Source organism: Erwinia sp. 198, assembly GCF_003937915.1.
Classification (GTDB): Bacteria; Pseudomonadota; Gammaproteobacteria; order Enterobacterales; family Enterobacteriaceae; genus Erwinia; species Erwinia aeris.
Window position 1 is genome coordinate 190,620 of record NZ_RHUM01000003.1, and the last position, 22,318, is coordinate 212,937.

18 protein-coding genes and 1 riboswitch are annotated in these 22,318 nt (G+C 57.6%); of the genes, 14 read left to right on the forward strand and 4 right to left on the reverse strand.

The features are described from left to right. Positions 1-8 precede the first annotated feature (8 nt). The 4 genes from EGK14_RS05890 (at position 9) to EGK14_RS05905 (ending at position 4,710) form a co-directional block, all read left to right on the forward strand. Positions 9-1,019 (forward strand): Zn-dependent oxidoreductase, encoded by a 1,011-nt coding sequence (locus EGK14_RS05890; protein WP_125288147.1) that lies wholly within the window; start codon positions 9-11, stop codon positions 1,017-1,019. A gap of 117 nt (positions 1,020-1,136) precedes the next feature. Next, positions 1,137-2,420, forward strand: a complete 1,284-nt coding sequence (locus tag EGK14_RS05895) for an MFS transporter (RefSeq protein ID WP_125288148.1) — start codon at positions 1,137-1,139, stop codon at positions 2,418-2,420. A 40-nt stretch (positions 2,421-2,460) separates the two neighbouring features. Then, the gene (locus EGK14_RS05900) at positions 2,461-3,918 is read left to right on the forward strand and encodes a mannitol dehydrogenase family protein (RefSeq protein ID WP_125288149.1); all 1,458 of its coding nucleotides are present in this window, start codon (positions 2,461-2,463) and stop codon (positions 3,916-3,918) included. A gap of 105 nt (positions 3,919-4,023) precedes the next feature. Next, positions 4,024-4,710 (forward strand): GntR family transcriptional regulator, encoded by a 687-nt coding sequence (locus EGK14_RS05905; protein ID WP_125288150.1) that lies wholly within the window; start codon positions 4,024-4,026, stop codon positions 4,708-4,710. Positions 4,711-4,952: 242 nt separating this feature from the next. On the opposite strand, the gene thiD is transcribed toward EGK14_RS05905, so the two are convergent. Together thiD and thiM are read right to left on the reverse strand one after the other, a co-directional pair. Further along, a complete protein-coding gene (thiD, locus tag EGK14_RS05910) occupies positions 4,953-5,750 on the reverse strand; it encodes a bifunctional hydroxymethylpyrimidine kinase/phosphomethylpyrimidine kinase (RefSeq protein WP_125288151.1) in 798 nt (265 codons plus the stop codon). Continuing rightward, a complete protein-coding gene (gene thiM / locus EGK14_RS05915; protein ID WP_125288152.1) occupies positions 5,747-6,532 on the reverse strand; it encodes a hydroxyethylthiazole kinase in 786 nt (261 codons plus the stop codon). Before thiM ends, thiD begins: the two co-directional genes overlap by 4 nt. A 32-nt stretch (positions 6,533-6,564) precedes the next feature. Beyond that, positions 6,565-6,661, reverse strand: a riboswitch (TPP riboswitch). 676 nt (positions 6,662-7,337) lie between these two features. Here thiM and EGK14_RS05920 point away from each other — a divergent pair. The 3 genes from EGK14_RS05920 to EGK14_RS05930 all read left to right on the forward strand — a co-directional run bounded on the left by EGK14_RS05920 (position 7,338) and on the right by EGK14_RS05930 (position 12,119). Then, entirely contained in the window at positions 7,338-11,312 is a 3,975-nt protein-coding gene (locus tag EGK14_RS05920; RefSeq protein WP_125288153.1) for a S6 family peptidase, read from the forward strand. 127 nt (positions 11,313-11,439) lie between these two features. Further along, the gene (locus EGK14_RS05925) at positions 11,440-11,700 is read left to right on the forward strand and encodes a hypothetical protein (RefSeq protein WP_125288154.1); all 261 of its coding nucleotides are present in this window, start codon (positions 11,440-11,442) and stop codon (positions 11,698-11,700) included. Continuing rightward, positions 11,697-12,119 (forward strand): GNAT family N-acetyltransferase, encoded by a 423-nt coding sequence (locus EGK14_RS05930; RefSeq protein ID WP_125288156.1) that lies wholly within the window; start codon positions 11,697-11,699, stop codon positions 12,117-12,119. The genes EGK14_RS05925 and EGK14_RS05930 overlap by 4 nt, the downstream gene beginning before the upstream one ends. A 42-nt stretch (positions 12,120-12,161) precedes the next feature. Here EGK14_RS05930 and apbC read toward each other — a convergent pair whose 3' ends face one another. After that, complete coding sequence (gene apbC / locus EGK14_RS05935; RefSeq protein WP_125288158.1) at positions 12,162-13,268, reverse strand: iron-sulfur cluster carrier protein ApbC; 1,107 nt, start codon at positions 13,266-13,268, stop codon at positions 12,162-12,164. 163 nt (positions 13,269-13,431) lie between these two features. Between apbC and metG the strand changes: the two genes are divergently transcribed. From metG to EGK14_RS05970, 7 genes are all read left to right on the forward strand, one after another. Beyond that, positions 13,432-15,465, forward strand: coding sequence for a methionine--tRNA ligase (gene metG / locus EGK14_RS05940; protein ID WP_125288159.1), 2,034 nt, complete (start codon positions 13,432-13,434; stop codon positions 15,463-15,465). Between the two features lie 111 nt (positions 15,466-15,576). Continuing rightward, positions 15,577-15,957 carry a CidA/LrgA family protein gene (locus EGK14_RS05945; protein WP_125288160.1) on the forward strand — a complete coding sequence of 127 codons (381 nt, stop codon included), beginning with the start codon at positions 15,577-15,579 and terminating at the stop codon, positions 15,955-15,957. After that, positions 15,950-16,642, forward strand: a complete 693-nt coding sequence (locus tag EGK14_RS05950; protein WP_125288162.1) for a CidB/LrgB family autolysis modulator — start codon at positions 15,950-15,952, stop codon at positions 16,640-16,642. The genes EGK14_RS05945 and EGK14_RS05950 overlap by 8 nt, the downstream gene beginning before the upstream one ends. A gap of 126 nt (positions 16,643-16,768) precedes the next feature. Continuing rightward, positions 16,769-17,650 carry a cytidine deaminase gene (gene cdd / locus EGK14_RS05955; RefSeq protein ID WP_125288164.1) on the forward strand — a complete coding sequence of 294 codons (882 nt, stop codon included), beginning with the start codon at positions 16,769-16,771 and terminating at the stop codon, positions 17,648-17,650. A 162-nt stretch (positions 17,651-17,812) separates the two neighbouring features. Then, on the forward strand, positions 17,813-19,510 hold the full coding sequence (locus EGK14_RS05960; protein WP_125288166.1) for an NAD-dependent malic enzyme: 1,698 nt from the start codon (positions 17,813-17,815) through the stop codon (positions 19,508-19,510). Positions 19,511-19,674: 164 nt separating this feature from the next. Then, the gene (sanA, locus tag EGK14_RS05965) at positions 19,675-20,412 is read left to right on the forward strand and encodes an outer membrane permeability protein SanA (protein ID WP_125288168.1); all 738 of its coding nucleotides are present in this window, start codon (positions 19,675-19,677) and stop codon (positions 20,410-20,412) included. Positions 20,413-20,508: 96 nt separating this feature from the next. Then, positions 20,509-21,261, forward strand: a complete 753-nt coding sequence (locus EGK14_RS05970) for an SDR family NAD(P)-dependent oxidoreductase (RefSeq protein WP_125288170.1) — start codon at positions 20,509-20,511, stop codon at positions 21,259-21,261. Positions 21,262-21,307: 46 nt separating this feature from the next. Here the strand turns inward: EGK14_RS05970 and mglC are convergent, their stop codons facing one another. Continuing rightward, the gene (mglC, locus tag EGK14_RS05975) at positions 21,308-22,318 is read right to left on the reverse strand and encodes a galactose/methyl galactoside ABC transporter permease MglC (RefSeq protein ID WP_125288171.1); all 1,011 of its coding nucleotides are present in this window, start codon (positions 22,316-22,318) and stop codon (positions 21,308-21,310) included.

Consider the following 22,318-nt stretch of genomic DNA (forward strand, 5'->3'; position numbering starts at 1 on the left):
AAGATAAAATGAAAAGCGTTGTTATTGCTAAACCAGGCGAGCTGGTAATTGAGGAGCGCGCCTTACCGCAGCCAGCCGCTGGCGAAGTAAGGGTAAAAATAGCCTATGCCAGCATTTGCGGCTCAGACGTGCATATCTGGCACGGCCACAATCCTTTCGCCCGCTATCCGCGCGTAATCGGCCACGAATTTTTTGGCGTGGTCGATGCGACAGGCCCGGGCGTAGAGGATCCGCGCGTTGGCGAGCGCGTGGCGGTCGATCCGGTGGTCAGCTGCGGCCACTGCTATCCCTGCTCCGTTGGCCGCCCCAACGTTTGTAGCGAGCTACAGGTGATCGGTGTCCACCGCGATGGCGGCTTTAGCGACTATGCCGTGGTGCCGGCGCGCAACGCTTACGTGGTGCCGTCATCGATCCCCGATAAGCTCGCCAGCCTGATCGAGCCTTTTACCATTGCCGCCAATATCTGTGCTTTCCTGAAGCCCGTGCCGGACGATGTCGCGCTGATCTTCGGGGCCGGTCCAATGGGCTTGACCGCTATCCAGGCGCTGAAAGGCGTGTTTAACGTGCGCAACGTTATCGTCGCGGACAGGCTGCCGGAAAGGCTGACCATGGCAAAAGAAAACGGCGCGGATACCGTGCTGGATAACAGTACTGTGCCACTGGCTGCCCAGCTGGAAGGGGTTAAGCCAACGCTGATTATCGATGCCGCCTGCCATCCCGCTATTCTGGCCGAAGCCGTCGCGCTGGCTTCGCCGGCGGCGCGCATTGGGCTGCTGGGTTTTTCCGGCGAGCCCTGCACCGTGACGCAGCAAAGCCTGACCAGCAAAGAGCTTTCCCTGTTTACCTCAAGGCTTAACAGCCACCGTTTCCCTCAGGTGATCGAATGGATGGAAAAACGTCTGATCCAGCCAGAAAGGCTGGTCACGCATTATCTGCCGCTAAACGAGGTGGAAGCAGCGATGACGCTGTTTGAAAAAGATCCTCGCAGCTGCTGCAAAGTTGTCCTTAAAGTCAGTTAACGAACGCCGGGCTTAACGGTCAGGGCGGTAGTCGGTAAGGGAGGGCCATCCTCCCGTTACCAGGCTCCCTGAGTCGTAAAGAGACTTACTTAAAACCATAAGAAATAAGGATTTTATATGTTCAAGCATCTCCGCTGGACTATCGTACTCCTGCTGTTTCTGGTCTACATGATCAACTATCTCGATCGTGTGGCGCTCTCTCTGACCGTGCCGATGATTGAAAAAGATCTGTTGCTGAACGCCGAACAGTTTGGTTTGATTTTCGGCAGCTTTTTCTTTGGCTATGCCATTTTCAACTTTGTTGGCGGCCTGGCCACCGACAAATATGGCCCGACGCTGGTGCTGGGGATTGCCGTCGGCCTGTGGTCGCTGTTCTGCGGCTTTACCGCGCTGGCTACCGGCTTCTGGTCGATGCTGATCCTGCGGGTGCTGTTTGGAATGGCCGAAGGGCCGATCTGCGCCTCGGCGAATAAGGCGATCAACGGCTGGTTTCCTAAAAAGCAGGCCGCGACCGCAATGGGCTTTCTCAGCGCCGGTTCACCACTGGGCGGCGCGGTAGCCGGCCCGATTATCGGCTATCTGGCGCTGGCCTTCGGCTGGCGGCCGGCGTTTATGATTATCTGCTCTATTGGTATTGTCTGGATGGTGGCATGGTTCTTTATCGCCGCGGATAACCCGTTAAAAAGCCGCCTCGTCAGCGCGCGTGAGCGTGAGCTGATCGCCAGTCTGAAAGCGGAGCAAACCACGCCGGACGAAGAGCTGGCGCAGGCGTCGCACGGACTGGGCTACTATCTGCGTCAGCCGATTATCCTGGTGACCGCCTTCGCCTTCTTCTGCTACAACTATATTCTGTTTTTCTTCCTGAGCTGGTTTCCGGCCTATCTGGTGCAGGCGCACAGCCTGGATATCAAATCGATGAGTATGACTACGGTGATCCCCTGGGTGGTGGGCTTCGTCGGGCTGGCGCTGGGCGGCTTGATCTCCGACAAAATCTTTAAGATCACCGGTAAGCTCCTGCTCTCCAGAAAAATTGTGCTGGTGGTGTCGCTGCTGGCCGCCGCTATCTGCGTCGCTTTCGCCGGCTCGGTAAAAGGGGTTTATCCCGCCGTTATCCTGATGTCGGTCTCTATCTTCTTCCTCTATATCACCGGGGCTATCTACTGGGCAATTATTCAGGATGTGGTGCATAAAAGCCGCGTCGGCAGCATCAGTGGCTTTATCCACCTGATCGGCAGCCTTTCCGGCATTATCGGTCCCATCGTTACCGGCTATATCGTGCACCACACCGGCAAGTTCGACAGCGCTTTCGTACTGGCTGGCGTGATTGCCGCCGTGGGCGCTGTGCTGGTGCTGCTGGTGATCAAAAGCCCGAAAAACGCGGCGGCGCGAGTTTCCGTCTGACTGGCGCATTGCGGCGCCTTTTGTTTGATAAGGATTTATCATGTTACTTGTCGATGTGTTGCCCGCAGGCACGATCCTCCCGCGTTACGATCGTAGCGCGCTGCGTACGCGTATCGTGCATTTTGGCTTCGGCGCTTTCCATCGCGCTCATCAGGCCGTGTGTACCGACAGGCTGGCCGCTGAGCAGCAAAGCGACTGGGGCTATTGCGAATGCCAGCTTAACAGCGGCGAGCTGATTAAAGCGCTGCGCGAGCAGGATTGTCTCTACAGCGTGACGGAAAAAACCGCTGACGAGCTGCGCACCCGCGTGGTTGGCGTGGTCAAAGAGGCGCTCTTTGCGCGCGAAGACGGCGTGGAGCGCGTTATCGCTGCGCTCTGCCAGCCGGACGTGGCGATTGTCTCCGCCACTATCACGGAAAAAGGCTACTGCTACCATCCTGCCAACGGCGAGCTAAATCTGACGCATCCATCGATTGCGCATGACCTGGCCCATCCTGAGCAACCTGTTTCTTTTCCAGGGATCGTGCTGGCGGCCATCAGACGCCGGCGCGTGCTCGGCCTGCCGCCCTTCAGCGTGATGTCCTGCGACAATATGCCGGAAAACGGGCGGGTAACGCGCAACGTCATTACGCAGCTGGCGCAGCAGCAGGAGCCAGCGCTGGCCGACTATATCAGTAAACACCTTACCTTCCCTTCCACTATGGTGGACCGTATCGTGCCCGCCATGACGCCGGAAGCCTTTGACGAGCTGAGCCGCAAGCTGGGCTGCGCCGATCCTGTGGGCGTCGAATGCGAGCCTTTTTTCCAGTGGGTCATTGAAGATAATTTTGTAAATGGTCGCCCGGCATGGGAAAAAGCGGGCGCGGAACTGGTGGCGGACGTGCTGCCGTTTGAAGAGATGAAGCTGCGGATGCTGAACGGCAGCCATTCGCTGCTGGCTTACCTCGGCTACCTTGCCGGCTATGAACATATCAGCGACTGCATGGACGATCCTTACTATCTTAAGGCTGCCCGCAGCCTGATGCTGGAAGAACAGGCGCCCACCCTGAGCATTAAAAATGTGGATCTGGCAGCCTATGCGGATTCGCTGATCGCTCGTTATCGCAACCGGGCGATCAGGCACCGCACTTATCAGATCGCAACCGACGGCACGCAAAAACTGCCGCAGCGCTGGCTGGACAGCATCCGCTGGCTTCTGGCTAACGGCAGTGATTTTACACTGCTGGCGCTGGGCGTGGCGGGCTGGATACGCTTTGTCGGCGGCGTGGATGAGCAGGGCAAGCCAGTCATCATTAACGATCCGCTGTCAGCGGAGCTGGCGCAGCGGGTAAACGACAGTCAGGAAGGCGATGAGCGCGTTGCCGCTCTGCTCTCGCTGCGGGCTGTTTTTGGCGAGGATCTGCCCAATAACTCGCTGTTCCGCGAAAAGGTCAGCCACTGCTATCGACTGTTATTGAGGGCAGGCGCAAAAGCCGCGGTCAGAGAGACTATTGGCTGAACGCCGTTTCATGGCAAAAGAGCTGGCGCTGGCGCAGCAGGCTGATTAGACTGGCTGCTTCCGGCGTCAGGCTTGACGACGCCCTAATGAAATGAAAATTGCCGCATGTCTATTGCCTATATCATTACCGCCAGCGAACCCGTTAATCAGCAAATCTATCGCTTTTTACGCCAGGATATTGTGACCTGCGTGATTTCACCGGGCGCCTTATTGTCTGAAAAAGAGGTCTCTGCCCGCTTCAGCGTCTCGCGTCAGCCGGTGCGCGAGGCCTTTATTAAGCTGGCCGAGGCTGGCCTGGTACAAATTCTGCCGCAGCGTGGCACCTTTGTGCGCAAGATCTCCGCGCGACGCGTTGCCGACGGCCGTTTTATTCGGGAAGCGGTTGAAACGGCGGTAATACGGCGAGCGGCGACGGAAGCGACCGCAGAGGCGCTGGCGCGGCTGGAGCATAATTTGCGCCTGCAAAAGCTGTCCGCGGAGCGCAACGACAGCCAGGCGTTTCTGCTGCTGGACGATGAGTTCCACCGCCTTATCGCTCAGAGCATCAACTGTGAGCTGGCATGGGAAACGGTAGAAAATATCAAGGCGACGATGGATCGCGTGCGCTTCCTGACCCTCAGCAAGGTTTCTCCGCCGGAAAGCCTGATCGATCAGCATGGAGAGATCCTGCAGGCGCTGCTGGCGAAAGACGCCGACGCCGCTGAACGGGCGCTGCGGCATCATTTACAGGAGATGATTTTTTCCATTACGCCGATCGCAGAGCAAAACGGCGCGTGGTTTGAACAGGAGTGACCCTGCCGGGCTGGCGATCGCGATCCGGTCGCCAGCGCCATGCCTCAGAGCAGCGCAGGCTCGCACCGCATCAGTTAGCGCCATATGCCGCACGATACAAATTAACGCCACCCCCTTTTCAGCGATATCCTGAAAGCTTCAGGCGCCGGTTCAGCCGTAACGTTTTCGCTCTCGGTGCATGGCCGAAGTGAATCAACCCTGTCTGCCCCTGTAACATTTTGTAAGTTGGTAGCGTACCGTGTCTACCACCAGCGGTAGAAATGGTGCACCGGGCCAATACCTTTACCCACTTCCAGCGTATCTGCGTGCTGCAATGCGCCCTGCAGCCACTGTTTCGCTGTGCTTACCGTACTCTGCCAGCTGGTATGACGTGGACGCAGCGCAGCCAGCGCGGAAGAAAGCGTGCAGCCGGTGCCGTGTGTATTTTTAGTCGGTACGCGCGGTGCGGTAAAGCGCTCTTCCCCTTCCGGGGTCAACAGCCAGTCCGGGCTTTCGCTGTCGCTCAGGTGGCCGCCTTTCATCAGCACCGCCTGACAGCCCAGCGCCAGCAGCGCCCTGCCCTGTTGCAGCATTTCGTGCTCGTTGCGAGCCGGCGAGCAGTCCAGCAGCGCAGCGGCTTCCGGTAGATTCGGCGTGATAATAGAAACCTGCGGCAGCAGTTTTTCCCGCAGCGTCGCCACGGCCCGCCTGGAAAGCAGCGGATCGCCGCTTTTCGCCAGCATTACCGTATCCAGTACTCGCCAGGGGATAGCTGCCGTCGCCAGCCCTTCTGCTACCGCCTCCACAATATCGCTGTCCTGCAACATACCGATTTTGACGCTGTCGATGCGCACGTCGCTTAACACCGAGGCTAGCTGAGCCGAAACAAAATCGGCCGCCACGGGGTAGACGGCCTGCACGCCACAGGTGTTCTGCGCCACAAGCGCGGTGATCACGCTGGTTCCGTAGGCTTCAAGCGCAGAGAACGTTTTCAGATCGGCCTGGATCCCGGCGCCACCGCTGGGATCCGTGCCGGCGATGGTCAATGCGTTGACTCTCATACCGCCTCCTTGTACAGACGGTAGAGCGCATCAAGAAACAGTGGTTCAAAGGTGCCCGGCCCGTTGGCCGCCGCCGCGGCCTGCTCACCCGCCTGGCTCATTACCCGACAGGCGGCAGCGATATGTAGCAGCCTGTCGCCCGGCAGTGCGCAAAATGCGGCCACCACGGCGGAGAGCGCGCAGCCCGTGCCGACCACGCGCGTCATCAGCGGCGAACCGCCCGACACTGCCAGCAGCCGCCGTCCATCGGTGACGTAATCCGTTTCGCCCGTTACGGCAACCACCGCGCCGCTGGACTGCGCCAGCTGAATAGCGGCCTCCAGCGCGGCTGCAGGATCGTGCTGGCTGTCGACGCCGCGACCGGAAACCGCCCGGCGGGCCAGCGCCATAATTTCAGAAGCGTTGCCGCGAACGGCAGCAGGGCGGAATGCCAACAGCCGCTGGCAAAAATCGCTGCGAAAAGTCAGCGCGCCAACGGCAACCGGATCCAGCGTCCATGGTCGGCCTGCCGCCGTCGCGCCTTCCACCGCGGCCAGCATCGCTTTGCTACGCGCAGCGGTCAGCGTGCCGACGTTGATCAGCACGGCATCCGCAATAGCGCTGAACTGTGCCGCTTCCGCAGGTTCAGTCACCATCGCGGGTGACGCGTCCAGCGCCAGCAGCACGTTAGCCGTCAGGCTTTGTACCACATCATTGGTCAGGCAGTGAACCAGCGGCGACCGCTGGCGGAACAGAGTAAGAGACGCGGCCGGACTGGCCGTATAGTGAGTAGGTTGGATCATAGCGCTCCCAACCGGCGATCAAGAAGGCGATGCGATAAAGCATCTGACTTCCCTCCGCTGGCATTATCCAGTTCAGGTTCAACGGGTATTTCTCAGCCTTCACAAGGAAGGGCACCCCGAGTCGTAGTGTTTGCCAGCATAGGGAAACACGCCGTTTTACGCAAGCGCGGCACGGCTTGCTCACGCAGATAGCCCTGAGGATTATTCTGCCGCCAGCGTCAGGCATTCGCCATCATGGTTTCCAGCGTACGGGTTGCTTGCCGCCCCGCAGCATAGCTTCCTTGACGTAGCGAAAATATATAACAGGCTGTCGGGTTTAAAGCGGAATATTCAATAATAACGTTGATAGTTGGGCATCAGAAAGATCCACAAAGGCAGACGCCCGCAGCTATACCTGCAACAGCATTTAACGAACGATTGATAATTACGCATTTATTTTTTCAATAATTATAAATAATCATCCAGCGCAGCAGCTCCGCCGCTCTACCTGCCCCTCCGCCCGAGCCAATATATAATTTAACCCCCTCATATTAATTATATTTCATATGAAACGATAAAGCTGATTAATTGATATAAACAGCAATTTGAAAAAAGCTAATGAGCCATGCAATATCAATTGATCAGGATCAACCTTATGCCTCATTCTGCCAATCGGGCCTAAAAATAACCTTTGCAATAATAATTTATTGTTATTATACCAGATAACCCATTAAAAACAGCGGCATGGGTAACGGGCTGGTTAAAAAAATATAACAATATTCTGCTATTAAACAAACACGACAATAATAAGCCACAAGAGATATCGATGAAATTTAAAATAAATGCATTTTTATGTTTCTATTTTTGTTTAACGCCATCTTTATTTGCAGGCGTGATGCGTGAGGATGTCCCGGTTCAGGACTATCGGGATTTCGCTGAAAACCTGGGGAAATATGGCATCGGGAAAGAAAACGTTTCGGTCTATAAAACGGACGGCACGCTGGCTGGCGTACTTAATTTCCCCATACCTGATTTCGGTGCCGTGGTGTCAGGCGGCTATGCGACGCTGTTTTCCCCCTCCTTTCTTGCCAGCGTCAAGCATAATGGTGGCTATCAATCTGTAAATTTTGGCAACAACGCAAAATACAAAACTATTTATAAATTAATTAACCGTAATGAATATGATGCGCAGGATTTCCATTTACCTCGCTTAAATAAGGTCGTTACCGAAGCCGCTCCCGTGCCTTCGGTAGTCGGCACCGAGCTGCGCGCTAATCCGGAACGTTATACCTGGTATGCGCGTGCAGGCGCAGGCACACAATATCAGGTCGATGCCGACACGCAGACGCTCATCCAGCTTGCCGGTGCCTACAGCTGGAAATCGGGCGGCACTATGACTAATCCTACCTTCGAAAACTGGCGGCTGCGCTGGTATAACTACAGCCCGGACAATCCGGCCATACAGCCGCTTGACAGCGCCTCCCGGGGAGGAGACAGCGGCAGTCCGATGCTGGTTTACGATAATGAAGAAAAAATCTGGAAACTGGCGGGCGTTCTGACCTCTGGCGCCGGCTCGGCCCCCTACTCCCTGCGCTCCTATATTCTCTTTATTCAGGATAATTTCGTCGCGCAGGTAATGGCGGCCAGCAGCGATCCCGAGATCACTGACGTTGAAAATAATGGCACGCTTTACTGGAATAAAGAGGCGATTATTCAGGGCGAAGAACGCTGGAGCTGGCATGGCGTTGAGGCGTCGACGCCTGCCGCCGCAACCAATGCCGAACTGGACAGTAGCAGGGATCTGCGCTTTAACGGCGAAGGCGGCACGTTAGTACTTAACCAGTCGGTTAACCTGGGCGCGGGTAAACTGCAATTTTCTAATAATTATCAGATTAAATCGGCTGATAATCAGCAATATACCTGGACAGGCGGCGGCATCGAGGTGGATGCGGGCAAATCAGTGCTGTGGCAGGTGAACGGCCTGGCGGGCGATGCGCTGCATAAAATCGGCGAAGGAACGCTGTATGTTAACGCTGCCGGCCTCAATGAGGGCGATCTTAACGTAGGCGACGGTACGGTTGTTCTCGATCAGCAGGCCGACGAAAACGGCTTAAAACAGGCTTTCTCTACCGTAACGCTGGTCAGCGGCCGCCCGGTGGTAAAGCTGGCGGACGCGGCCCAGGTAGCGACGAAAAATATCCGCTTTGGCTACCGCGGCGGCACGCTGGATATCAATGGCAACAGCCTGAGTTTTCGCGAAATCGAGCATAACGACAGCGGCGCGACAGTTGTAAACCGCAACGCGGGTAAAACCGGAACGGTGACGCTGTACGGCAACGGTTTTAATTTCGCTGGTCATTTTGGCGAGCAGGACAGCGGTCGCCTCAATCTGAGCTATTACGCTTCCGACAGCACCTATTGTGCAACGCTCTCGGGCGGAGCCGATATTTCCGCTTTAAAAGTTAAACGCGGCGAACTGGTGCTGTCGGGCGAGCAAACGCCCCACGCGGGCGGTGCACTCTACAGCGACGACTGGCGCGAGCAAATTTACCGGGCTGAAACGGTAGAGGTGCAGTCCGGCACGACGCTGACGGTAAGCGATCACGCGGTTCTCAAAGGTGAGATAACCGTAGCGGAACAGGCCACGCTGGATCTGTACGCGCATACCTTACTGTCGGGCAGCGTCGAGCTGGCTGAAAACAGCCTGCTACAGGCGGACATTTCCGAACGAGCAAGCAGCGTGCCGGGGCTTTTTTCGACGGTTACGGCGGACATCAGCGGTAAAGGCCAGCTGATAAAAAACGGCACGGGCATTTTGCAGGTAGATGGCGATATCACCACTACCGGCGTTACCGAACTTCTGGCGGGCACGCTGGCGCTGAACGGCAACGTCACCTCCCCGGTCACGATAGCCAGCGAAACGGTGCTGGCGGGTAACGGTATGCTGCAATCGCTAAAGGCGGCCAGCGGTTCGACCATCTATCCCGGCGCGCTGCTGACCGATAGCGCAGATTACGCCACGCTACGCCTGGGTTCGCTAACCACCACGGGGATGGTCGGCCTGTCGCTGAACAGCGCCTTCCGCCCCGGCGCTACCGATAAGCTGTTAATAGACGGCGATATCAGTGAGAGCGAGCCTGTGCTGGTAACCGTGAACAGCCAAAGTGCGTGGATGGACAGTGACAGCAATCAAAACGGCAGCGCTGACAATACAGAGGGCGTGTCGATTATTCAGGTTGGCGGCCAGGCGACAAAGAACAGCTTCCGTCTTGCGGGCGACTACGTGGCCCAGGGTGCCTGGGCTTACGGCCTTTACGCTTTTGCACCGGGTAAGGCAGCAGAAAGCGAGCGCGAGGTCAGCGGTTCCGGCAATGAGTTCTGGGATTATCGTCTGCAAAATATTTTATTATCCGAATCGGGTAACAACGAGATCCCGGCCCCCGAAGTTCCTGCCGACGAAGATCCGGTTCCGACACCTGACGCGCCCACTGATGAAGCTCCGGCGCCAGCACCCGAAGCGCCAGCTGATGAAGCTCCGGTGCCAGCACCCGAAGCGCCAGCCGATGAATCCCCGGCGCCAGCACCCGAAGCGCCAGCTGATGAAGCTCCGGCGCCAGCACCTGAAGCGCCAGCCGATGAAGCTCCGGCGCCAGCACCTGAAGCGCCAGCCGATGAAGCTCCGGCGCCGGCACCCGAAGCGCCAGCTGATGAAGTTCCGGCGCCAGCACCTGAAGCGCCAGCCGATGAAGCTCCGGCGCCGGCACCCGATTCTGAAGCGACGGACAAGAACGCAGCCGAACAGCCTGCCGCGCCAGAAGAGAAACCACCGCTGCCTTCAACACCAGCCGCCCCCGTGCGCCGTGCGGTTACGCCGCAGGTCCCGGCGTATATCTCTTTACCCTCAGCCCTGTTCCGTGCTGAAGAACAGCGCACCGGGTTGTTTAAAGAAAGCGCGCTGCAAAGCGCCCGGGCAGAGAGCGCCGGTTTCTTTCTGTTCGGCTATCGCGGCGAAGAGCGTTACCGCTCGGCCAACGGTTTTCTTGACTACGGCTACAGCTATAAAAGCCGTTATCAAGGCTGGATGCTGGGCGCGAAGCTGGCCTCATGGCGTACCGATCAGCAGTCGCTAAGTCTCAGTGGCGCATGGTCGCGGGGCGATCTTACCTTCAAACCCGCTGCCGCAGATGGTTACAGTCAGGGCAGCTTTGACGGCAACGCCCTGAACCTGATGCTGGCCTGGCACGTTGATGATTATTATCTGAACCTGCTTTCGGGCTATAGCTGGCTGAAGGGCAATATCGCCACGCGCCCGCGCGGCAACGTCGCTTCGCCGCACGCCAGGCAAATTTTTGGCGAAATCGAAGCGGGAAAAACGCTGAGCTTCAGCGCGCACCAGCTTCGTCCCTATCTCGGTTATCGCCACCAGCAGCTGAAGGTCAGGGAATTTACCGACAGCGATCGCGCCAGCGTCAGCTATCAGCAGCAGCGGCGTAGCGCATTGATTAGTGGCCTGGCCTGGAATTACACGCTGCCGGTAGTCCCTGGCACCCTGCACCTGGGCATGGATGTGCACTGGCTGCATCGTCCGGCAGGCCAGGGCAAAGTAACCGTCAGCGAGGGTCGCCACCGTGACGCCTTTCGGACCGGCAACGGCGGCGATGCGCTGGCTGTGCAAACAGAGGCCAGGCTGGCCGTTACCGACAACATCTCTTTCTCTACCCGCCTCAACCATCAGCGCAGGCTGCAACAGGAAGGCGCCAACGACTGGCTGCTGGCCGGCGGCTTGACGGTGAATTTCTGATTATTTTCCGGCGGCTTCTTTTGCCGCCCGGATTTTTTGCGTCATACTCTCCGCTCCCGTAGCGACTTTTGATAAAGTCCGCCCATCCGCTAATCTGAACGCCATCCCTGTCCTGACGAGAAGTAAGATGACAAGACCGCTTAATGAACAATACGGCATCAGCGTCGCGGCGCTGCAAATGCTGCACTATCTGCAACAGATAGCGCGCGGCGATCGTGCCTTTACCATTCGGGATACCGTGCTGAACAGCCGCTGTAACGTTACGCCCCCGGACAATTTCCGCCTGCTGGATCAGCTGTTTGAAGCGGGTAAAATCGATTATGACTATCGCGGCACGGGCATTGAGAGCGAAAGACACGTAAAGCCCGTCTGGGGAGAAAACAGATGACGGTACGCGCCTTTACCGAAGCCGACCGCCCTTTTCTGCGCACGCTGTTTTTGGCTGCCCGCAGGGCGAACTGGCACTGGCTTGACGGCAGCGACTGGCAGCTGGAGGATTTCGACCGCGTAACGCTGGGCGAACGCATTCTGGTCGCCGAGCACGACGGCCACCGCACGGGCTTTGCCGCGCTGCTGCCCGCCGATAATTTTTTGCACAGTTTATTTGTCGACCCGGCGTGTCAGGGTCAGGGTATTGGCAGCGAGCTGCTGGAAGTGGTGCAGGCAGGCTTCACGTCGACCGGCGCGCTAAAGTGTCTTAAGGCAAACCAACGGGCGCTGGCTTTTTATCAGCGTCACGGCTGGCAAGTTATCAGCAGCGGTGAAGGCGACCAGGGAGAATATCTGCTGCTGCACTACGTGCTGTAAAAGAAAACGGGCGCCAGGTGCGCCCGTATCACACATTTGCCGTCAGACGACGCGGAAAGCAATATCGTCCGGGATCACCTCGCCATCCCAGTAGAGCTGTGCGGCAACCTGGCCTGCCAGCTGGCGATACAGCGCGGTAAACTCGCTGTCGGGACGGCGCACAACCGTCGGCATCCCGTCGTCCAGATCTTCGCGCAGCGTGATGTGCAGCGGCAGCTGGCTCAGCAGGCGCGTGTGATACTGTTCCGCCAGCGCCAGCGCGCCGCCGCTGCCGAAAATCGGTTCGTGATGGCCGCAGTTGCTGCAGACGTGCACGCTCATGTTTTCGACGATGCCCAGTACCGGCACGCTGACCTTTTCAAACATCACGATACCCTTACGGGCGTCGATCAGCGCGATATCCTGCGGCGTGGTCACCACCAGCGCGCCGGTCACCGGCACGTTTTGCGCCAGCGTCAGCTGAATATCGCCCGTGCCCGGCGGCATATCCAGGATCAGGTAGTCCAGATCCGGCCACAGCGTTTCATTCAGCAGCTGCATCAGCGCCTTGCTGGCCATTGGCCCGCGCCACACCATCGCGTTGTCGTCGGTCACCAGATAGCCGATAGAGTTGGTCGCCAGCCCGTGCGCCATAATAGGTGTCATATGCGTGCCGTCCGGCGAACCAGGCCGTTCGTTTTGCGTCCCGAGCATATCGGGGATCGACGGGCCATAGATATCCGCATCCAGCAGGCCGACTTTCGCGCCTTCGGCCATCAGCGCCAGCGCCAGGTTGACCGCCGTGCTGGATTTGCCGACGCCGCCCTTGCCGGAGCTGACGGCAACAATATTTTTTACGCCCTTTACGCCAGGCTGGTTCTTCACCCTTTTCAGGGTGGAGATATCCAGGTTCAGCTTCCAGCTGATGGCGGTAGCGTTAGTCAGGCGCAGCAGCTCCGCACTGGCGCTCTCCTTTAAGGCTTCAAAGCCGCTATGCCAGGCGAAAGGCAGCAGCAGTTCAATATGCAGGGTGTTGTCCAGCATTGCGCAATGGTGCAGCGCCTTCAGCGCGGTGAGGTTACGCTGTAGCGTCGGATGTTCAAACGTGGTTAAAACGCCCATCACTATCGCGCGCAGCGCTTCAGGTGAATGTTGGGATTGAGGCATCATCCCGGCTCCTTTTTTTCTGTGACGTTATTCAGAGCATATCAGATAAGGCTGTCGGCGGCAGGCAGTAAAAAACGGCACGGTCGGCGCGGCGTTGTTTACGCAGGCCGGGCCTTTCGGGTAACATCGGAACCCCCTATTTTAAACAGGTATAGCAAGTCTCACTATGACTCAAGTCGCGAAAAAAATATTGGTAACGTGCGCACTCCCTTACGCCAACGGTTCTATTCATCTCGGCCACATGCTCGAGCATATCCAGGCGGATATTTGGGTCCGTTACCAGCGAATGCGCGGCAACGAGGTTTACTTCATCTGCGCCGACGATGCGCACGGTACGCCGATCATGCTGAAAGCTCAGCAGATGGGCATTGCCCCCGAGCAGATGATTGCCGAGATGAGTCAGGAACATCAGAATGACTTCGCCGGTTTCAATATCAGCTACGATAACTACCACTCCACGCACAGCGATGAAAACCGCGAGCTGTCGGAGCTGATTTATACCCGTTTGAAAGAAAACGGTTTTATCAAGAACCGGACTATTTCGCAGCTTTACGACCCGGAAAAAGGCATGTTCCTGCCGGATCGCTTTGTTAAAGGCACCTGCCCGAAATGTAAATCGCCGGATCAGTATGGCGACAACTGCGAAGTGTGCAGCGCCACCTATAGCCCGACCGAGCTGATCGATCCTAAATCCGTGGTATCCGGCGCGACGCCGGTGCTGCGCGACTCCGAGCACTTCTTCTTCGATCTGCCGGAGTTCAGCGCCATGCTTCAGGCATGGACCCGTTCCGGCGCCCTGCAGGAGCAGGTCGCCAATAAGATGCAGGAGTGGTTCGAGTCGGGGCTGCAACAGTGGGATATCTCCCGCGACGCGCCCTACTTCGGCTTTGAAATTCCGGGCGCGCCGGGCAAATATTTCTACGTCTGGCTGGATGCGCCTATCGGCTATATGGGCTCGTTTAAAAATCTCTGCGACAAACGCGGCGACATTGATTTCGATGCCTTCTGGCAAAAAGACTCTGAGGCCGAGCTGTATCACTTTATCGGCAAGGACATCGTCTATTTCCACAGCCTGTTCTGGCCAGCCATGCTGGAAGGCAGCAACTTCCGTAAGCCAAACAACCTGTTTGTACACGGTTATGTGACGGTTAACGGCGCGAAAATGTCCAAGTCTCGCGGCACCTTTATCAAGGCCAGCACCTGGCTACAGCACCTGGATGCCGACAGCCTGCGCTATTACTATGCCGCCAAGCTCTCTTCTCGCATTGATGATATCGACCTGAATCTGGAAGATTTCGTCCAGCGCGTGAATGCGGATATCGTTAATAAAGTGGTTAACCTGGCTTCCCGTAACGCCGGGTTTATCAACAAGCGCTTTGGCGGCAAGCTGTCCGGCGAGCTGGCCGATCCGGCGCTGTATCAATCCTTTGTCGATGCCTCAGCCAGCATTGCGGAAGCCTGGCAGAGCCGCGAATTTGGTCGTGCGGTGCGTGAAATCATGGCGATGGCGGACGTGGCGAACCGCTACGTTGACGAGCAGGCCCCGTGGGTAGTAGCGAAGCAGGAAGGCCGTGATGCTGATCTGCAGGCGATCTGCTCAATGGGCATCAATATGTTCCGCGTACTGATGACCTGGCTGAAGCCGGTGCTGCCTTCGTTGAGCGAGCGCGCCGAAGCCTTCCTGAACCAGGAGCTGAGCTGGGACGGTATTGCGCAGCCGCTGCGCGATCACACGCTTTCCACCTTTAAAGCGCTATATAACCGCGTCGAGATGGACAAGGTCAACGCGCTGATCGAGGCCTCGAAAGAGGACGCGGCGGCGGCGAACAAACCGGCGCTGACCGGCCCGCTGGCGGACGATCCGATTCAGGAAACCATCACCTTTGACGACTTTGCCAAAGTGGATATGCGTATCGCGCTGATCCAGAACGCCGAGTTTGTCGAAGGATCCGATAAGCTGCTGCGCCTGACGCTGGATCTGGGCGGCGAAACCCGCAACATTTTCTCCGGCATTCGCACCGCCTATCCGGATCCGTCGGTGCTGGTAGGCCGACTGACCATGATGGTAGCTAACCTTGCGCCGCGCAAGATGCGCTTTGGCATGTCGGAAGGCATGGTGATGGCCGCTGGCCCCGGCGGCAAAGAGATTTTCCTGCTGTCGCCGGACAGCGGCGCTCAGCCGGGAATGCAGGTAAAATAAGCGACGGAGACGGGCGAAGCGATTCGCCCGTTTTTTTGTGGCCCACTGTGATCTCTGGCACAAATCTCTTGTGGATCGTATGATTAATGCGTTGCAAAACCGGAGCTTATCATGCGTACCGTACTGTTGGTCATCTGGCGCTATCTGCGCGCCTTCCTGATTATCTATCTCTGCCTCTATGCCGGAAACGCGCTGGCGCTGCTGCTGCTGGTCACTATTCCGGGCAGCATTATCGGTATGCTGATCCTGTTTTTTCTGCTGGCTTTTCAACTGGTTCCGCCCGACTGGATCAGGCCCGGCAGCCTGCTGCTGATCCGCTATATGGCGCTGCTGTTTGTGCCGATAAGCGTCGGCGTGATGGGCTATACCGACCTGCTCAGCGCGCAGTTCGGTCCGATAGTGGTTTCCTGCGTGGTCAGCACCTTTATTGTTTTACTGACCGTGGGGCTGGCATCGCACCAGCTGCACGGCAAAGGAACGGGCGATGAGTGATATCTGGTGGTCTCTGCCGCTGACCATGCTGGTCTTTTTCGGCGCTCGCCGGGTGGCGGCGAGGGTGAAAATTTCCCTGCTCAATCCGTTGCTGATCTCCATGGCGGTCATCATTCCGCTGCTGCTGCTGATGCAAATGCCCTACGCCCGCTATTTTCAGGGCAGCGCGATCCTGAACCAGCTGTTACAGCCCGCCGTGGTGGCGCTGGCGCTGCCGCTGTATGAACAGATGCATCAGATCCGTGCGCGCTGGAAGTCAATTATCGGCGTCTGCTTTATCGGCAGCATGACGGCAATGATCTCCGGCACGGCTATCGCGCTGTGGATGGGCGCCACGCCGCAGATAGCAGCAACTATTATGCCCAAATCCGTGACCACGCCGATTGCCATGGCGGTTTCCGCCACGCTGGGGGGCATTCCGGCCATCAGCGCCATTTGCGTGCTGATTGCGGGCGTACTCGGCGCGGTTTTCGGTCATATGCTGCTTAACCTGCTGAAAATCCGCAGCAAGGCCTCGCGCGGCCTGGCGATCGGCAACGCTTCTCACGCGCTGGGTACGGCGCGCTGCTCGGAGCTGGATTACCAGGAAGGCGCCTACAGCTCGCTGGCGCTGGTGATCTGCGGCATTATCACTTCGCTGCTGGCGCCGTTTCTGTTTCCGCTACTGATGCATTTCTGGCGCTAAAACTTGCGATGCGTCGCGCATTTTGTGGTTCTCTTTCATAAATTGCATAATCTGTGTGATTATAATCACATACATTAGCCTGGCTGCCCGCCAGAATAAGCGGCCACTTATGCAAGAGAAGCCACTATGCAACCACGTTTTCAAGCGGCTTTCGCCGCGCTGCCTTCCCCGCTGCAGGCGGCGCTGCAGCCTTTGCTGACCGACACCTTTCCTGCTTTTTTCACTCCTGAGCAACTGGCCGCCGTGCGTACCGAAACCGGCCTGGACAATCGCGAGCTGGCTTTTGCGCTGCTGCCGCTGGCGGCGGCCTGCGCCGTGGTGCCGCTTTCCCGCTTCAACGTTGGCGCGCTGGCGCTGGGCCGCAGCGGCCATCTCTATTTTGGCGCGAACATGGAGTTTTCCGGCGCGACCATGCAGCAGACCGTCCACGCCGAGCAAAGCGCAGTCACCCACGCCTGGCTGCGCGGCGAAAAAGGCCTTGAGGCAATTACCGTCAACTACACGCCCTGCGGCCACTGCCGCCAGTTTATGAACGAGCTGAACAGCGGCACCGCGCTGCGCATTCATCTGCCGGGACGCGAACCGGCAACGCTGGGCGATTACCTGCCGGATGCGTTCGGCCCGCGCGATTTAGCGATTGAGACGCTGCTGCTGGACGAGGTCGATCACGGCCTGACCATCACCGGCGACGCGCTGGTCAGGGCCGCGCTTGAGGCGGCTAACCGCAGCCATGCACCTTACTCGCAGGCGTTAAGCGGCGTGGCGCTGCAAATGGCCGACGGCGCAATTTTTGCCGGCAGCTATGCGGAAAACGCCGCCTTTAACCCAAGCCTGCCGCCGCTGCAGGCCGCGCTGATCCTGTTAAACCTTGCAGGCTACGACGTGCTGCAAATTCAGCGCGCCGTGCTGGCGGAAGCGCCCGATGCCCGCCTTATCCAGCGGCAGGCAACCGCCGCGACGCTGCAGGCACTGGGCTGCGCGACTTTGCAAACCGTGCCGCTGCGCTGATCCGCTTCGTTGCCGTTTCGCCAGCCCGCAAGTCCCGCTGCCGGCTGGCTTTTTATTGCCAAAAAAGTGCCCGCATTTGTTATAAGCTGTTAACAAATGCTGTACTTTCGGATGAATTATTTTAGGATTGGGCCACTACCGATCCCAGTGAGTATTGATTACATGGAACTCGACTACGAAAGTAAACGCCCTCTCTACATTCCCTACGCTGGCCCTATCCTGCTGGAATTTCCGCTGTTGAATAAGGGCAGCGCCTTCTCTATAGAAGAACGCAATGACTTTAACCTGAACGGCCTGCTGCCCGAGACGGTGGAAACCATCGAAGAGCAGGCCCAGCGCGCCTGGCGTCAGTTTCAGGATTTCAAAAACGCCAACGACAAGCACGTTTACCTGCGCAACATTCAGGACACCAACGAAACGCTGTTCTACCGCCTGCTGGATAATCATCTTGAAGAGATGATGCCGATTATCTATACCCCGACCGTTGGCGCAGCCTGTGAACACTTTTCTGAAATTTATCGCCGCGCGCGCGGGCTGTTTATCTCCTATCCGAACCGCGCCAGCATTGAAGATATGCTGCAAAACGCCACCAAGCAGAACGTGAAGGTAATCGTAGTCACCGACGGCGAGCGTATTCTTGGCCTGGGTGACCAGGGTATCGGCGGCATGGGCATTCCTATCGGCAAGCTGTCGCTGTATACCGCCTGTGGCGGCATCAGCCCGGCCTATACGCTTCCGGTTGTATTGGATGTCGGCACCAACAACCAGCAGCTGCTGAACGATCCGCTCTATATGGGCTGGCGTCATCCGCGTATCACCGGTGAAGAATACGATAACTTCGTTAATGAATTTATCCAGGCGGTGAAAAGCCGCTGGCCAAACGTGCTGCTGCAGTTTGAGGATTTCGCGCAGAAAAACGCCATGCCGCTGTTGGAGCGCTACCGCGATGAAGTCTGCTGCTTTAACGACGATATTCAGGGTACCGCCGCCGTCACGCTGGGTACGCTGATCGCCGCCAGCCGCGCGGCAGGCAGCAAAATGAGCGAGCAGAAAGTAGTGTTCCTGGGCGCCGGCTCTGCCGGCTGTGGCATCGCCGAGCAGATTATCGCGCAGATGAAATCGGAAGGCCTGAGCGACGAAGAAGCCCGCGCGCGCGTCTTTATGGTGGATCGCTTCGGACTGCTCACCGACAAGCAGCCAAACCTGCTCAGCTTCCAGAGCAAGCTGGTGCAGAAGAGCGAGGATCTGGCCGGCTGGGATTCCAGCTCCGATTCCCTGTCGCTGCTGGATGTGGTGCGTAACGCGCGCCCGGATATTCTGATCGGCGTTTCCGGCCAGCCCGGTCTGTTCAGCGAAGAGATTATCCGCGAGATGCACAAGCACTGCGCGCGCCCAATCGTCATGCCGCTCTCCAACCCGACCTCCCGCGTGGAAGCAACGCCGCAGGATATTATGGCGTGGACCGACGGTGCCGCGCTGGTCGCGACCGGCAGCCCGTTCGCGCCGGTAACCTGGAAAGAGCAGACGTTCCCGATCGCGCAGTGCAACAACTCCTATATCTTTCCCGGCATTGGCCTGGGCGTGATCGCTTCGGGCGCCACCCGCGTGACCGACAGTATGCTGATGGCCGCCAGCCGCGCGCTGGCCGACTGTTCGCCGCTGGTCAACGACGGCGTTGGCCCGGTGCTGCCGGAAGTCAAAGATATCCAGGGCGTATCGAAGGTGATTGCGATGGCCGTGGGTAAGGCGGCGCAGCTGGCCGGCGTGGCGGTGGTCACCTCAGAAGATGTGCTGTCCAAAGCGATTGCCGCCAATTTCTGGCTGCCGCAGTACCGTAACTATCGGCGCACTTCTATTTAATAATGCCGATCGGGCGCGCCGTGCGCCCGGTTTTTATTCCCTTTCCGCCGCGCCTGACGATTTTGTACAAAAAGCCGCCAGCCGGTGCGCTACCGCTTGCTTCACCTCGTCGGGTACAGTAGCCTTGAGCCACCTTTTCGGCTTCAGTCTGAGTACCGTACGGCATGATAAAACGCTTGATCTACGGCCTGATTATCATCGTTACCCTGATGGTAATAACCGCGCTCGGCCTGGATCGCTGGATAAGCGTCAAAACTGCGCCTTACGTCTACGATAACCTCAAATCCCTGCCCCATCGTCAGGTCGGTGTCGTACTGGGCACGGCAAAATATTATCGTACCGGCGTCATTAATCAGTATTACCTTTATCGGATGCAGGGCGCGCTCAACGCCTATAACAGCGGCAAGGTTAACTATCTGCTGCTGAGCGGCGATAATGCGCAACAAAGCTACAATGAGCCGATGACCATGCGGCGGGATCTGATTGCTGCCGGCGTGGCGCCTGCCGATATCGTGCTGGATTACGCCGGTTTCCGTACGCTGGATTCTATCGTGCGCACGCGCAAGGTATTCGACACCAATGATTTCATTATCATCACCCAGCGTTTCCACTGCGAGCGCGCGCTGTTTATTGCGCTGCATATGGGCATTCAGGCGCAGTGTTATGCGGTACCCTCGCCGAAAAACATGCTGAATATCCGCATCAGGGAAGTGGCGGCTCGCCTGGGCGCGCTGGCCGATCTGTATCTGATGAAGCGCGAACCGCGCTTTTTAGGGCCGCTGGTGCCGATCCCGGCGCGTCACGAAGTCCCGGAAGATGCGCAGAGCTATCCGGCGGTCACGCCTGAACAGCTGCTGGAGCTGGAACAAAAGATGAAGGCGGACGCTCGTCCGCCAGCGTGAAATGCCGCCGTTAACGCACTGATTGTTATGAACCTGCCCGCTTCTTCTGTCAGTCTGTCTCCCGAATAGATCGCTAAACGTTAACGGGAGAGAAACATGGATCTGAACTTGAAGGATCGTCGCGTACTGGTCAGCGGCGGCTCGCGCGGCATTGGACGAGCAATTGTGGAATGCTTTCTTGCCGAAGGCGCACGGGTGGAGTTTTGCGCCCGCAGCCCTGAAGGCGTGCAGGAAGCGCAACAGGTGCTGGGTTCACGCGCAAACGGCACGGCGGTCGATGTCACCTCTCCAGATCGGATGCAAACATGGATTCAGGAAGCAGCGAACCGGCTTGGCGGGCTGGATATTATCGTGCCTAACGTCAGCGCGCTGGCGGCAGGCAGCGATCCGGACGTGTGGCGTAAAGCGTTCGACACCGACCTGATGGGCACCGTAACGATGGTGCAGGCGGCCCTTCCTTACCTGAAAAAATCCCCTGCGGCGTCCATCGTGCTGATCTCCAGCGTGGCGGGACGCGAGGTCGATATGTTTGCCGAGCCGTACGGCATCATGAAAGCGGCGCTGATCCATTACGGCAAAACCTTATCGGAACGCCACGCCGCAGATGGCATCCGCGTGAATACCGTTTCGCCGGGCAACGTTTATTTCAGTGAAGGCGTATGGGGCGATATTGAACGCAACCAGCCGGAAACCTTTGCTCAATGCCTGGCGGCGAATCCGCTGGGAAGAATGGCGACGCCGCAGGAAGTAGCGAAAGCCACGGTCTTCCTTGCCAGCGAGGCGGCCAGTTTCACCACCGGCACTAATCTGCTGGTGGACGGCGGGCTGACTAAAGGCGTGCAGTTCTGACAGAGGAAAGAGAAAGGCCGGGCTGGCCTTTCTCTACAGGAGAAAACTATTTCTTGCGGGCGTATTTCAGGGAGTCGAGCGCCACGGCAAAAATAATGATGCCGCCTTTGATAATATACTGCCAGTAAGGGTTGACGCCGATATAGGTCAGGCCGTAGTTGATAACGGTGAAAATCAACACGCCCGTCACCACACCGGCTACGGTGCCCACGCCGCCAGCGAAGGAGACGCCGCCCACCACACAGGCCGCAATTGCATCCAGCTCGTACATAAAGCCCAGATTATTGGTTGCTGAGCCGATACGCCCCGCTTCCAGCATCCCGCCGAAGGCGTAGAACACGCCGGAAAGCGCATAAATCAGGATCAGGTTGAAGTTAACGTTCACGCCCGACACTTTTGCCGCTTCCGGGTTGCCGCCGATAGCAAAGATGTTTTTGCCGAAGCGGGTCTTGTTCCACAAAATCCAGACAAAGAAGATGGCAATAGCCGCATAGAAGGTGATGTAGGAGAGCTTGAAGTCGCCCAGGCGAATAAAGCCCTGTGCAAAAGTCGAAAATTTCTCGTCAAACCCGGCGATCGGCGAAGCGCCTACATAGTCGTAATAGAGCGAGTTAATGCCGTAAACGATAATCATCGTACCCAGCGTGGTGATAAAAGGCGTCACCTTCAGATAGGCGATAATCACACCGTTGATCAGGCCAATCAGGCCGCCGACAACGCAGACAATCAGGATAACCAGCGGGATCGGTACGGTATCCATATGTGGAAACACCTTGTTGGCGTTGTCCATCGCCTGAAGCAGCGTTGCCGCCACTACCGCTGCCAGACCAACCTGACGACCGGCGGAAAGATCGGTGCCCTGGGTCACAATCAGCCCGGCCACACCAAGCGCAATAATAATGCGCACGGAGGACTGAGTCAGGATATTACTCAGGTTCATCAGGCTTAAAAATGTCGGATCCTGGAAAATAATAATTGCCAGCAGAACCAGCAACACAACATAGATGCCACCTTCTTTCAGCCAGGTGAGCGCATTCTTCTTATTCACAGCATTCAT